Origin of the sequence: Plantibacter flavus, assembly GCF_051487245.1 — a bacterium.
GTDB lineage: Bacteria > Actinomycetota > Actinomycetes > Actinomycetales > Microbacteriaceae > Plantibacter > Plantibacter flavus_B.
Genome location: NZ_JAHVDH010000005.1, coordinates 247433 through 259571, shown reverse-complemented (window position 1 = coordinate 259571; position 12139 = coordinate 247433). Strand labels below are relative to the sequence as shown.

The 12139-nt window shown below is 69.3% G+C and carries 11 protein-coding genes; 5 read left to right on the top strand and 6 right to left on the bottom strand.

The features are described 5' to 3' along the window. Positions 1 to 77: 77 nt before the first annotated feature. The 3 genes from KXS11_RS14205 to KXS11_RS14195 all read left to right on the top strand — a co-directional run bounded on the left by KXS11_RS14205 (position 78) and on the right by KXS11_RS14195 (position 3039). Complete coding sequence (locus tag KXS11_RS14205) at positions 78 to 1322, top strand: glycosyltransferase 87 family protein (RefSeq protein ID WP_437386510.1); 1245 nt, start codon at positions 78 to 80, stop codon at positions 1320 to 1322. Positions 1323 to 1326: 4 nt separating this feature from the next. After that, entirely contained in the window at positions 1327 to 1635 is a 309-nt protein-coding gene (locus KXS11_RS14200) for a thiamine-binding protein (protein WP_437386257.1), read from the top strand. 102 nt (positions 1636 to 1737) lie between these two features. Continuing rightward, a complete protein-coding gene (locus KXS11_RS14195; protein ID WP_437386256.1) occupies positions 1738 to 3039 on the top strand; it encodes an MFS transporter in 1302 nt (433 codons plus the stop codon). 127 nt (positions 3040 to 3166) lie between these two features. Here the strand turns inward: KXS11_RS14195 and KXS11_RS14190 are convergent, their stop codons facing one another. From KXS11_RS14190 to KXS11_RS14170, 5 genes are all read right to left on the bottom strand, one after another. Further along, the gene (locus KXS11_RS14190; RefSeq protein WP_437386255.1) at positions 3167 to 3817 is read right to left on the bottom strand and encodes a LuxR C-terminal-related transcriptional regulator; all 651 of its coding nucleotides are present in this window, start codon (positions 3815 to 3817) and stop codon (positions 3167 to 3169) included. Next, positions 3814 to 5046, bottom strand: coding sequence for a hypothetical protein (locus KXS11_RS14185; RefSeq protein ID WP_437386254.1), 1233 nt, complete (start codon positions 5044 to 5046; stop codon positions 3814 to 3816). Before KXS11_RS14185 ends, KXS11_RS14190 begins: the two co-directional genes overlap by 4 nt. Further along, positions 5043 to 6206 carry a sensor histidine kinase gene (locus tag KXS11_RS14180; protein ID WP_437386253.1) on the bottom strand — a complete coding sequence of 388 codons (1164 nt, stop codon included), beginning with the start codon at positions 6204 to 6206 and terminating at the stop codon, positions 5043 to 5045. The genes KXS11_RS14185 and KXS11_RS14180 overlap by 4 nt, the downstream gene beginning before the upstream one ends. Positions 6207 to 6289: 83 nt before the next feature. After that, on the bottom strand, positions 6290 to 7495 hold the full coding sequence (gene metX / locus KXS11_RS14175) for a homoserine O-acetyltransferase MetX (RefSeq protein WP_437386252.1): 1206 nt from the start codon (positions 7493 to 7495) through the stop codon (positions 6290 to 6292). Positions 7496 to 7721: 226 nt separating this feature from the next. Continuing rightward, complete coding sequence (locus KXS11_RS14170) at positions 7722 to 9047, bottom strand: bifunctional o-acetylhomoserine/o-acetylserine sulfhydrylase (RefSeq protein ID WP_437386251.1); 1326 nt, start codon at positions 9045 to 9047, stop codon at positions 7722 to 7724. Positions 9048 to 9250: 203 nt separating this feature from the next. Between KXS11_RS14170 and KXS11_RS14165 the strand changes: the two genes are divergently transcribed. Then, positions 9251 to 10027, top strand: coding sequence for an SDR family oxidoreductase (locus KXS11_RS14165; protein WP_437386250.1), 777 nt, complete (start codon positions 9251 to 9253; stop codon positions 10025 to 10027). A 22-nt stretch (positions 10028 to 10049) separates the two neighbouring features. Here KXS11_RS14165 and KXS11_RS14160 read toward each other — a convergent pair whose 3' ends face one another. Next, complete coding sequence (locus tag KXS11_RS14160; RefSeq protein ID WP_437386249.1) at positions 10050 to 11537, bottom strand: MFS transporter; 1488 nt, start codon at positions 11535 to 11537, stop codon at positions 10050 to 10052. 46 nt (positions 11538 to 11583) lie between these two features. Between KXS11_RS14160 and KXS11_RS14155 the strand changes: the two genes are divergently transcribed. Continuing rightward, positions 11584 to 12114: a phosphoribosyltransferase gene (locus KXS11_RS14155; RefSeq protein ID WP_437386248.1), complete on the top strand. Its 531-nt coding sequence runs from the start codon at positions 11584 to 11586 to the stop codon at positions 12112 to 12114. Positions 12115 to 12139: the final 25 nt, after the last annotated feature.

Below are 12139 nucleotides of genomic sequence, written 5' to 3'. Positions count from 1 at the left end.
CGGCGATCGCGTCGGGGCAGTCGGCGGGGCGGCGGTCCGGAACGACCGTCGCAGACGAGCCTAGGATGGAGCACGTGATGCGGCGATGGCTCCTCTGGTGCGGCTTCGTCGCCGTGCACCTCCTCGTGGGCTGGCTGTGCCTCGTCGCCCAGGGACTCCCGCTCGGCGACGTCGTCCTCGTGTACCGTCCGTGGGTCGAGCAGGCGACGGGCGGCGGGCCGATCCCGGGCCTCGACGAAGCCTGGGTCTACCCGATCCTGGCTCTCGTACCCATGCTCCTGCCGTTGCTGCTCGGAAGCAGCTGGTACGGACTCGGGTGGATCCTCCTCGTCACGGTCCTGAACGCCGGAGCCTTCGCGATCCTGCTCGGCAACGGGCACTCCCGCCCGAGACTGCTCGCCGCATGGTGGTGGCTCGCCTTCCTCATCCTGCTCGGGCCGATCGCCCTCGCCCGGATCGACTCGATCACCGTGCCGCTCGCCATCGTCGGACTGCTGTGGGCGGCAGGTCGCCCTCGCGTCGCGGCCGTCATCCTGACGATCGCCGCGTGGATGAAGATCTGGCCGGCAGCGCTCGTCGGCGCCATCGTCATCGCGCACCGACGTCGTGGCCTGGTGCTCGTCGCGGCACTCGTGACCACCGCGGTCGTCCTCGGTGTCGGCTTCCTCCTCGGCGGCATGAACGTGCTGAGCTTCGTCACGCAGCAGACCGGCCGCGGCCTACAGATCGAGTCGCTCATCGGCAACGCCTACCTCTGGCTCGCCGCCCTCCGCGTGCCGCAGAGCTTCGTGTACTACGACCAGGACATCCTCACCTACCAGGTGACGGGCCCCGGGGTGGACACCGCGATCGCCCTCATGACGCCGCTGCTCATGCTCGCGGTCGCCGGGGCGGTGCTCCTCGGCGTGCTCGCGATGCGCGCCGGACGTCGGATCGTGAGCCTCCTGCCGCCCCTGGCGCTGCTCTTCGTGCTCACCCTCATCATCTTCAACAAGGTGGGTTCGCCGCAGTTCGCGATGTGGCTCGCAGCCCCGGTCATCCTCGGGATCGTGCTCCAGCGCGGTCGGTTCATCACGCCGGCCGTCCTCGCGCTCGTCATCGCCGCACTCACCCAGCTCGTGTACCCGTACCTGTACCTGTGGTTGCTCAACGTCGACCCGGTGCTGGTGTCCGTGCTGACGATCCGGAACCTCGCCTATCTCGTGCTCGCGGGGTGGGCCGTCCAAGCACTGTTCGTGCCCCGCACCGCGGAGGCCGAATCGGTCCCCGCACCGCACGCCGTGACCACTGCCGTCCCCGTCCGCACCCACATCAAGGAGTGATCCCATGCTCGTCGCCTTCTCCGTCGCCCCGAGCGGCACCGGCAACACCGACGGTTCCGTGCACGACGCGGTCGCCGCAGCCGTGCGCGTCGTCCGTGCATCCGGCCTCGCGAACCGGACCGATTCCATGTTCACCACGATCGAGGGGGAGTGGGACGAGGTGTTCGCCGTCATCAAGGAGGCAACCGAGGTGGTCGGCGAGTACGGCAGCCGGGTCTCGCTCGTGCTGAAGGCGGACATCCGCCCCGGCTACACGGGCGAGCTCACCGCCAAGCTGGACCGCCTCGACGCCGCGCTCGACAACGACGGCTGATCCGCGACGCTTTCGAGGCCAGCCACCTGGATCGATCCGGGCCCTCGTGAAACATTCCGATGGGGACTCGAATCGATTCGAGGTCTGTCGTACAATCGAGGCATGCCCACCATCTTGGACGGGTCGACGCAGCTGTCGCCGACCCGTGTTCGTCTTGCCATCCTCGCGCTCGCCGTCGGGGCGTTCGGCATCGGCACCACGGAGTTCGTGGCCATGGGACTGCTGCCGAACATCGCCTCCGACCTGCTGCCGGAACTGGCCGCGCGTAGCCAGGAACAGGCGAACGCGCAGGCCGCATGGCTCATCACCGCGTACGCTCTGGGCGTCGTCGTCGGCGCTCCGACGATCGCGGCACTCGTCGCCCGGTACCGCCGCAGAACGGTGCTGCTCTGGTTGGGCGTCGCGTTCACCGTCGGCACGGCGGCCTCTGCAGTGCTGCCGAGCTTCGGCCTGGTGCTCGCCGCGCGCTTCGTCGCGGGCCTCCCGCACGGCGCCTACTTCGGGATCGCGGCGCTCGTTGCAGCGAGCCTGATGGGTCCGGGGAAGCGCGGGCGTGGCGTCGCCCTCGTGATGACCGGCCTCACCATCGCGAACGTCGTCGGAGTCCCGATCGCGACCTGGCTCGGACAGCTCGCCGGCTGGCGCTCCGCCTATCTGCTCGTCGCCGGTATCTTCGCCATCGCAACCGTCACCATCTGGTTCGCCGTGCCCGTCCAGCCTGGCAACCCCGCGCAGACCATGCGTCGTGAGCTGCGGGTGTTCCGTCGCAGCCAGGTGTGGTTCGTGCTCGGGTTCGGATCCATCGGGTTCGGCGGCCTCTTCGCCGTGTACAGCTACCTCGCACCGCTCGTCACCGAGGTCGCCGGTGAGTCCGCGTCGCTCGTTCCGTGGGCGCTCGCGACGATGGGCCTCGGCATGACCATCGGAAACCTCTTCGGCGGCTACCTCGCCGACCGCGGCGTCAAGCGTGCGCTGCTCGTGTTCTACGCCATGATGATCGTCGTGCTGGTCGCCCTGGCGCTCACGGCCGCTTGGACGCCGACGATGTTCGCCTTCGTGTTCGCGGTCGGATTCGCCTCGCAGGGACTCGGCCCGTCGATCCAGACGCGACTCATGGATGTCGCAGGGGACAGCCAGTCGCTCGCTGCTGCCCTCAATCACTCCGCGCTCAACATCGGCAACGCGCTCGGCGCGTTCGTGGGTGGCGTGGTGATCGCCGCGGGCTTCGGCTACGTCGCCCCGGTCTGGGCGGGAGCGGTCCTCACCGCCCTCGGTCTCGTGATCGTGATCGTGAGTTTCGCGGCCGACCGTGCGCAGCTGCGCGCTTCACTCGCACGGGCGAACGCAGCGGAGGAACGGCGCATCGCCGATCACAACCCTCCGACCGCTCCGATCCCGGTGTAGTCCGCGCGCGGTCCGCTGACTCGCGGGTGATGCGACGACGCGCGCGCGGGTCTCTGGAGACCTGCGCTCGCGTCAGGAGCCTGCGGCGGGTCCAGCGCACCGCGCTGGACCCGACCTCGGGGCGGGGTCAGTCGACGATGATGCCGTCGAGGATCGCGCGCTTGCGGAGCGCGACCTTCGTCCCGACGTCGATACCCGCATTGCGGTACTTCTCGCGGATCCGCTTCAGGTAGCTCTTCGCGGTCTCGTCGGAGATGCCGAGGCTCTCCGCGACCATCTTCACGGGCTCGCCCGCCGCGTACAGGGCCATCACGCGACGTTCCTGGGCGCTCAGGCGGGGGCCGGTACCGGACGCGCCGCTCGCGAGCGCGAGGTCGAGCTCGGGAGAGATGTACGACTCGCCGCGAGACGCCGCCCGCAACGCATGCACGATCGTCTCGGCGTCCTCGCTCTTCGCCAGGTATCCCAGGGCACCGGCCGCGAGGGCCTCTCGCACGACGGCAGGGTCGCTGTACGTGCTCATGAGGACGGTGGTGACACCGGTGGTCTTCAGCGTCGCGAGCTTCACCGCGACCGGGACGTTGTCCTTCAGGTCGACGTCGAGGAGGAGGACGTCGACGGGGAACGCCGGATGCGTCAGGAGCTCTGGCCAGGAGGGCGTGACGACGACGAGTTCGATGTCGTCGGCGACGCTCCTGATCCACTCGGTGAGCGCACCGAGCAGCATCCGGTGGTCATCGACGATGCCCACCCTGATCCGAGACTGCAGTGACGTCATGAACGTTCCCCTTTCCGCTGGCCCGCAGCAGGATTGTCGACGGAGCTGTCGATCGTGATCCTGATCCGGGATTTCTGGTACGTGTCCGTGTAGGTGCCCACACGGCCGAGCGCTTCCCATACCGCAGGATCGACCTTCGCACGCTGCACCCCGGACGCCTCGAGAGCGATCGGGATGGTGAGCGGCCCAGGTCGGCCTTGATGTTCGGTGCGATCAAGCGGCCCAAGCGTCAGCACAGCTGTTGCACTCTGCGCATTCGCTTCCCCGAGGAGCAACCATACTGCAGAGAGCAGACCATCCCGCTGATCCGTTGCGAGATATGCCGCGAGTCGGTCCGGGTCGCGCAGTTTCGCGCCGTCCGAGAGCACCGACGACTCCTGGAAGGCGTGCTCGAGCCAGGTCTCCTTGCCCTCGGCAGTGAGGTGGCGGCGCAGCTCCGTGGCGAGACGTGATGCGCGGGCGGCGAGTTCCGGGCTGAGCGGGAGGTCGACGGAGCCGTCGGCGACGCCGTCGAACAGTTCCTCCGCCTCGAGGTCGAGGGTGACGAGCTCCTCCGAATCGAAGAAGCCGAGAGCGTCGCGCACGCCGTCGACGGTGGAGGCGACCATCACCCGGTCGAGCTCGAGGCGCACCATCCGGCGGTACTGCGACACGATGGCGCAGGCGATGAGCGGTGGGGCGACGGCTGTGGCGGTGATGAGCAGCTCGACACCGAGGCTCGTGCTCTCGGCACGGTTCGCCGTGAGGATCGACAGCACGAGCAGCACCGCGAGGACGAGGGTCGAGGCGGCGATGTCGCGAGCCGGGCGCAGTGTGACCACCGCCAGGAGGACCCCGCCGACGGCTGCCGACGCCGTCGGGTACACCGATGAGGCGTCGAGTCCCCAGACGCCGGCCAGATCGAGCGTGGCGACGATGCCGAGCTCGATGAGGAGCGCGATGAACACGCGGTCGGTGAGATGGAACCCGGCTCGGCGCAGCAGGACGAAGGTCGAGCCGATCGCGCCGAGGAGGACGGCCCAGGCGAGGACCGGCACGACGGGATCGGGGTACCGGGCGACGTCCTCGACGAACCGCACGGCCGCGGAGACCACGAGCACGCCGCCGGAGACGGAGAGCCCGATCCCGAGTTGTCGGGTGCCGAGCGTGGAGCGCTGGCGGTCGAGCGCTCGGCGGTGCCGGTAGCGACGTGTGGGACCGACCGCGCCGGCGAGGGTGTCGCTGCTCATGACTGCGGCACCTCCAGGATGACGGTGGTGCCAGCACCCGGCGCGGAGAACACCCGTGCCTGGCCGCCGACGTCGTGGATGCGCGCGACGACGGACTCCTTCACGCCGAGGTGGCCGTCGGGCACGGCTGTCGGGTCGAACCCATGACCGGTGTCGGTGATGAGGAGGCGCGCGGTCTGCTCGTCGATCGACACCGTGACGTCGGCCGAGTCGACGCCCGAATGGCGTCGGACGTTCTCCAGGCATTCGCCGAGGGCGAGCAGGAACGCCTCTCGCACGGCCGGTTCGAGGTTCGCCGTACCACCCCCGTAGACGTTGACGGTGAGTCCGAGCCCCGCGAACCGCCCGGTGACCGCCCCGATGCCCTCGTCGAGGGTGAAGTCGGCGCCGCGCTGCAGGACGTAGTTCCCCGAGGAGATCGGGCTCAGTTCTTCACCGAGCCGGAGGCTGCGGAGGAGGTGGGCGTCGTTGCGGGCCTGGGCTTGCAGCGCTGCGGCGTCGACACCGCGGCCCGAGTGGGCGAGGAGCGTGAGCGTCGCGAGAGCCGTGTCGTGCAGCAGCCGTGCGTCCTGCCGACGTTGCGACTCCGCCTGGCTCGCGAGTCGCTCGGCGTTGTAGGCGCTGCCGATGTTGTCGACCCGACGGATGAGGCGCGGGATGCTCGTCGACAGCCAGCTGCCGAAGGCACCGATCGTGATCCACATGACGACGGTGAGCCCGACGGCCTGCAGCGCGAAACCGGACGGCGACGTCACGATCCCCGTGGCGACCAGGGTGACGAGGAACATCGCGGCGAGCAGCGGCCAGGACCGACGGAGCGGCACGAGTCTGGCCGCGATCGCCCCCATGCCGAACGAGGACACGGCCGCGACGGCGCTCGACGCACCCACGTTGCCGGACCCGTCGGACGCGCCGATGACGATGATGACGGCGAGCCCGACGGCGAACACGAGGGCCAACCAGACGGGGTTCACGTACTGCTCGGCCGCGACGTGGGCGAGCGCGAGGGCACCGACGAGGATGAGGAGGACGGCATAGCGACCACCGACCACGAGGCCGGGCACGCTGAGGATCACGGCTGCGGTGACACAGCCGGCGAGGCCGAACAACCGTGTCGTGCGCAGCAGCAGCCGACGCTGCGTCTTGACCACGCGTTCCATGCTCACGCTCCTCTGTGCAGTCACCCTATCGGGTGACACACTCAGAACGGGAGCGTGTAGCCGACAGCTGTTGTTCGGTCGGGTCAGGCCTCGAGCAGTCGACGCAGCTGGGGTGCGACGAGGTCGTTCTCGATGAGGAAACCGTCGTGTCCGAAGTCGGAGTGGATGACCGCCGGAACCGTGCCGTCGAGGTTGCCGGGGAGATGCAGGGCGATCTCCTCCTGGCCGCTCACCGGGAAGAGTCGGTCGCTGTCGATCCCGAGCACGAGGGACGGGCCGGCGTACCGACGGAGGGCCGCCCCGATGCCGCCGCGGTCGCGCCCGACATCATGCGAGTTCATCGCCTCGACGAGCGTCACGTAGCTCCCCGCGTCGAAACGTCGGGTGAACTTGTTGCCGTGGAAGTCGAGATAGGACTCCACGGCGAAACGTCCACCGTGCCCGAGCGGACTGACACTCGACTGCCAGCTCCGTTCGAACCGGGCGTTGAGCTCACCGGGGCTTCGGTAGTTCAGCAGGGCCATACGACGGGCGAGTGCGAGACCACGGTGTGGTCCTTCGCCGTCCGCCGCGTCGTAGTAGTCGCCGCCGTGGAAGTGCTGGTCTGTGCGGACGGCTTCGAGCTGCACGAAGTTGAGCGAGATCTGGTCGGCGGTCGTGACCGGGGGAGCTGCGATCACGGCGAGCCGGCCGACGAGCTCCGGATGGGTCACAGCCCATTCGAGCGCGTGCATGCCGCCCATGGAACCACCGATCACCGCGGCCCACCGGTCGAGACCGAGGTGCCCGAGGAGACGGAACTGCGCCTCGACCTGATCCCGGACGGAGGTGTAGGGGAAACGGGAGCCCCATTCGACGCCGTCGGGGGCGAACGAGGACGGACCGGTGCTGCCCTGGCAGCCGCCGATCATGTTGGGGGCGACGACGAACCACCGGTCGGTGTCGATGGCGAGCCCGGGGCCGACGATCCCCGACCACCAGCCCGCGGTCGCGTGCCCGTTGCCGGCCGCGCCGATGACGTGGCTGTCGCCGGTGAGCGCGTGCAGGACGAGCACGGCGTTGCCGCCGTCCTCGTCGAGGGTGCCCCACGTCTCGTATGCGAGTCTCGCGTGCGGGACGGTACCGCCGTGCTCGAAGTCGAGGCGCCCGAGCGGGGCGAACAACCGGTCACCCGGGCGGTCGCCGTCGCGCCAGGCTCCGCTCGACGGCGGGTTCGCGAGCAGCGCGCCGACCTCGGCCTCGGTCACGAAGCGGGAGGGCACGCTGTCTTCCGGGGTCTGCCAGTCCATAGACCTCCATTGTGGCCTGCTGGAGCATGGGGCCGGACATTGTTACGCCCCGTCGGACGCGGCTCCTGGCCGGCGCGGTGCGCTGGCGCTCGCGCGGGTCATCGGCGTGAGCGCTGAGTGATCGGCGTGGCCGCGGCTCAACGACGCGAGCGCGGGCCTCCAGAGGCCCGCGCTCGCGGTGGTGGGGTGCGCTCGGTCCAGCGCATCGCGCTGGCCGAGGGACTGATCAGACTCGGGCGGCCTCGACGACCTGCTTCGCCGCGGTGAGGCCGGCCTGCAGGTCCGCCGTGATGTCGTCGATGTTCTCGAGACCGACGGACAGGCGCACGAGGCCCGGGGTGACGCCCGCGGTGAGCTGCTGCTCCGGCGTCAGCTGCGAGTGCGTCGTGGACGCCGGGTGGATGACGAGCGAACGCACATCACCGATGTTCGCGAGGTGCGAGAACAGCTCCAGCGAGTTGACGAAGGCGCGACCCGCGTCGACGCCTCCCTTGAGCTCGAACGACAGGACCGCGCCGACACCCTTCGGCGCGTACTGGTTCGCCGCGCTGTACCAGGGGCTCGACGGCAGACCCGAGTAGTTGACGCTCGCGATGTCCGGGTGGGCGTCGAGCCACTCGGCGACGTGCTGGGCGTTCTGCACGTGACGTTCGATGCGCAGGCTCAGGGTCTCGATGCCCTGGATGAGCTGCCAGGCGCTCGCCGGAGCGATCGCCGCACCGAGGTCGCGGAGCAGCTGCACGCGCGCCTTGATGATGTACGCGAGCGAGTCGCCGACCGCATCGGTGTAGACCGCGCCGTGGTACGACGGGTCCGGCGTCGTGAGACCCGGGAACTTCGCCGCGTGCTGCGTCCAGGAGAAGGTGCCGCCGTCGACGATGACGCCGCCGATGACCGTACCGTGGCCACCCAGGAACTTCGTGGCCGAGTGGACGATGATGTCGGCTCCGTGCTCGAACGGACGGATCAGGTACGGGGTCGCGATCGTGTTGTCGACGATGAGCGGCACACCGGCCTCGTGCGCGACGTCCGCCACGAGACGGATGTCGAGGATGTTGATCTTCGGGTTGCCGATGGTCTCGGCGAAGAACAGCTTCGTGTTCGGGCGGACCGCGCGACGCCACTCCTCGGCGTCATCCTGGTTCTCGACGAAGGTCGTCTCGATGCCGAGCTTCGCGAGCGTGTACTTGAAGAGGTTGTACGTGCCGCCGTAGATGGAGGACGAGGAGACGATGTGGTCGCCGGCCTGCGCGATGTTCAGCACAGCCGAGGCCTCGGCAGCCTGACCGGAGGCGAGGAGGAGCGCGCCACTGCCGCCTTCCAGCGCCGCGAGACGCTCCTCGACGACGGCCTGCGTCGGGTTCTGGATGCGCGTGTAGATGTTGCCGAACTCAGCGAGCGCGAAGAGGTTCTTCGCGTGGTCCGCGCTGTCGAAGACGTAGCTGGTGGTCTGGTAGATCGGCGTCGCTCGCGCCTTCGTCACCGGGTCGGGCGCTGCGCCCGAGTGGATCTGCTTCGTCTCGAACTTCCAGTCGTTCGTGGCATCGCTCATGATTGGTGGTCCCCTCTGTTCGGGTGGTCTGCTCTTCGGGTGGCGGATGCTGCCTGGTCGGCCGCTGCCGGTGGGACGTCGATGTCGCCGGGGTTCGGCTCCGGTGGTGCTCCGTCGTGACCCGAGGCTACCGGCCGCACCTGAGCGCGCCAAGCGCGCGGAAACACGACGTAACGACTGGTCGGCCTCGCTACCCTGGAAGCATGACGACGAGACGTGTTGTGGTGACCGGTGCGAGTTCTGGGATCGGGGAGGCCACCGCGCGTCGGTTCGCCGCCGAGGGGTGGACGGTCGTCGCCGTCGCGCGCCGTGCCGACCGGCTGGAGGCGCTCGTCGCCGACATCGGCGGTACCGCGGTCGTCGCCGATCTGACCGTCCAAGCCGACGTCGACGCCCTCGCAGCCCGCGTCGCGGAGCTGGGCGGCGCACACGCCCTCGTCAACAATGCCGGCGGGGCGTTCGGCCTCGCCTCGGTGGAGGACGGCGACGTCAGTGACTGGCAACGCATGTTCGACATCAACGTGCTCGGCACGAAGCGTGTGGTGCAGGCGCTCCTGCCGATCCTCCGCCGCAGCATCCCCGAGGGCGGCGCGGCCACCATCGTCGGCGTCACCTCGATCGCGGGCCACGTCGCCTACGTCGGTGGCGGCGGGTACAACGCCGCCAAGTTCGCCGAGCGGGCCCTGTTCGAGGTGCTTCGTCTGGAGCTCAACGGCGAACCGATCCGTGTCATCGAGGTCGCACCGGGGATGGTGCACACCGAGGAGTTCTCGCTCGTGCGCTTCGGCGGAGACCAGGAGCGCGCGGATGCCGTGTACGAAGAGGTGCCGGATCCACTCAGTGCCGATGACGTCGCCGAGGCCATCGTGCACGCGACCTCGCTCCCGCCGCACGTGAACCTCGACCTCATCACGATCAAACCGGTCGCACAGGCCGCCCCGTACAAGCTCGCGAAGGGACCGTTGCGGCCGAAGGGCTGAGGCCATCCCATCCCGACCAGACTCAGTGCGGCGCGACGGCCGGCAGGTCGGAGAACGCGTCCTTCGGGACGAAGCACAGGACGATCGCCGCGGCGACGGCTGCGAAGCCGCAGATCGCCCACACGGTCATGTACCCGCTGAGACTCGACGCCGCGCCGGTCACCGCCTGGCTGGCTCCGGCGAACAGGACGACACCGAACACCGCTGAGGCGAAGGTGCCGCCGACCGTCTTGGTCGTGTTCGTGAGGGCGGTCGCCACACCTGTCTGGCCCCGTGGGGCTGCGGCCGCCGCCGCAGCCGGCATCGCACCGATCAGGGCGCCACAGCCCATCCCCGCGATCCACATGTTGACGAACACCTGCCAGACCTCCAGATGGAACGGCAGGAAGAGCAGGTAGCCGATCGCGACGAGGCAGGCGGCTCCGATGAGCGTGGTCCGCGGCGACGTCCACCGGGAGACGAGTGGGAACAGGAGCGCACCGAGAATCATGCAGACGAGGTAGGCGCCGATGATCGAGGAGATCGAGCTCGCATCGAGGCCCAGCCCGTACCCGTTCTCGCGCGGCGTGCCCGCGTACGTGCTGAGCGGCACCTGCCCGCCCAGCAGCCCGATGCCGATGAGCCCGGCGGTCAGCTGCACCGGCCAGAGCTCCCGTCTCTTGAGGACTCTGATGTCGATACCCGGGTCCGCCTGCCGGAGTTCGTACCGGGCGAACGGGACGAACGCGAGCACGCCGGCTGCGACGATCGCCCACACCCACCAGGTCTCGGGGCCGTTCAGCCGGAGGAACGTCAGGCCCGAGGTGGTCAGGAGCAGCGCGAGGCTCAAGAGCACGAAGCCACCGAGGTCGAGCGTTCGCCCCGGGAGCGGTTCCGACTCCGGGACACCGAACAGGATGGCGAAGAACACGAGGGTGACGGCCGCCGCCGGCAGGATGAGTGTGAGCGAGACGTCGCCACCCAGGAGGCTGAACAGGCGGCCGCTCGACAGGGCGCCGATGATGGCGCCCGCCTGGAGGCCGACCACGAGCAGACCGGCCGCACGTCTCGTCTGCGCGGCCCCGTGGCCGGTGCGCCGGCCGCGCTCGAAGATGAGGGCGATCTCCAGTGGCAGCCACACGACGTAGAACCCCTGCAGCGCCCAGGCCGCGAGGAACGACCAGAAGTCGCCGGCGAGGACGAGCCACCAGCTGGCGGCGGCGGTGAGGACGGTGGAGATCAGCAGGATGCGTTTGTGGCCGTGGAGGTCACCGAGCTTCGCGAGGATCGGGACGACGAGCGCCGACACGAGGAGTTGGGCGGCCTCGAACCAGTTGAAGTCGGCATCCTTGATGCCGAGGTGTCTGACGAGGTCGGGGATGAGCGGCAGATAGTAGCCCTGCAGGATGCCACTCGTGATCTCGACGAGGAACAACCACCCGATGAGGGCCGCCGTGACGCCCGCCGCGCTGCGCAGCCCGCCGGCGCTGCGGCCACCCTGCCTGTCCGTATCACTGCGCTCACGCGTCATGGAGGGATGGTACTGCCACATCCGCCGCGCAGGATAGCGTTGCAGTATGTCGACCGAGTCCCCGTCATCGCCCGCCCCCGAGCGAGAGGTACTCGACTGGGAGACCTTCGGGACCGCGTCCCGCGCACTCAGCCGCGAGATCGTCGAGAGCGGCTTCCAGCCGGACTCGATCGTGGCGATCGCCCGCGGCGGCCTCCTCCTCGCCGGCGCGATCGCCTATGCACTCGACGTCAAGGCGTGCGGCGCGCTCAACGTCGAGTTCTACACGGGCGTCGACGCCCGACTGCCGGAACCGGTCGTCCTCCCGCCGCTGCTCGACGTGCAGGGGCTCCCGGGGAGCCGAGTGCTGCTCGTCGACGACGTCTCGGACTCGGGTCGCACCCTCGCGCTCGTACTCGAGCTCATGCGTGCCAGCGGAGCCGAGGTCCGGACCGTGACCCTGTACGAGAAGCCTCAGACCGTGTTGCGGCCCGACTACGTCTGGAAACAGGTCGACCGCTGGATCTCCTTCCCCTGGTCCACCTTGCCGACCATCACCGCGGCCGACTCGGTCGCCAGCGCGGAGAACGACGCCTGACCGGGCCGACGGCATCCCGCGACGC

Bases quoted from the DNA above. Each gene is read 5' to 3' on its own strand.
- KXS11_RS14155 (WP_437386248.1), top strand. From the start codon at position 11,584: ATGTCGACCGAGTCCCCGTCATCGCCCGCCCCCGAGCGAGAGGTACTC.
- KXS11_RS14205 (WP_437386510.1), top strand. From the start codon at position 78: ATGCGGCGATGGCTCCTCTGGTGCGGCTTCGTCGCCGTGCACCTCCTC.
- KXS11_RS14160 (WP_437386249.1), bottom strand. From the start codon at position 11,537: ATGACGCGTGAGCGCAGTGATACGGACAGGCAGGGTGGCCGCAGCGCC.
- KXS11_RS14185 (WP_437386254.1), bottom strand. From the start codon at position 5,046: ATGAGCAGCGACACCCTCGCCGGCGCGGTCGGTCCCACACGTCGCTAC.
- KXS11_RS14180 (WP_437386253.1), bottom strand. From the start codon at position 6,206: ATGGAACGCGTGGTCAAGACGCAGCGTCGGCTGCTGCTGCGCACGACA.
- metX (WP_437386252.1), bottom strand. From the start codon at position 7,495: ATGGACTGGCAGACCCCGGAAGACAGCGTGCCCTCCCGCTTCGTGACC.
- KXS11_RS14195 (WP_437386256.1), top strand. From the start codon at position 1,738: ATGCCCACCATCTTGGACGGGTCGACGCAGCTGTCGCCGACCCGTGTT.
- KXS11_RS14165 (WP_437386250.1), top strand. From the start codon at position 9,251: ATGACGACGAGACGTGTTGTGGTGACCGGTGCGAGTTCTGGGATCGGG.
- KXS11_RS14200 (WP_437386257.1), top strand. From the start codon at position 1,327: ATGCTCGTCGCCTTCTCCGTCGCCCCGAGCGGCACCGGCAACACCGAC.
- KXS11_RS14170 (WP_437386251.1), bottom strand. From the start codon at position 9,047: ATGAGCGATGCCACGAACGACTGGAAGTTCGAGACGAAGCAGATCCAC.
- KXS11_RS14190 (WP_437386255.1), bottom strand. From the start codon at position 3,817: ATGACGTCACTGCAGTCTCGGATCAGGGTGGGCATCGTCGATGACCAC.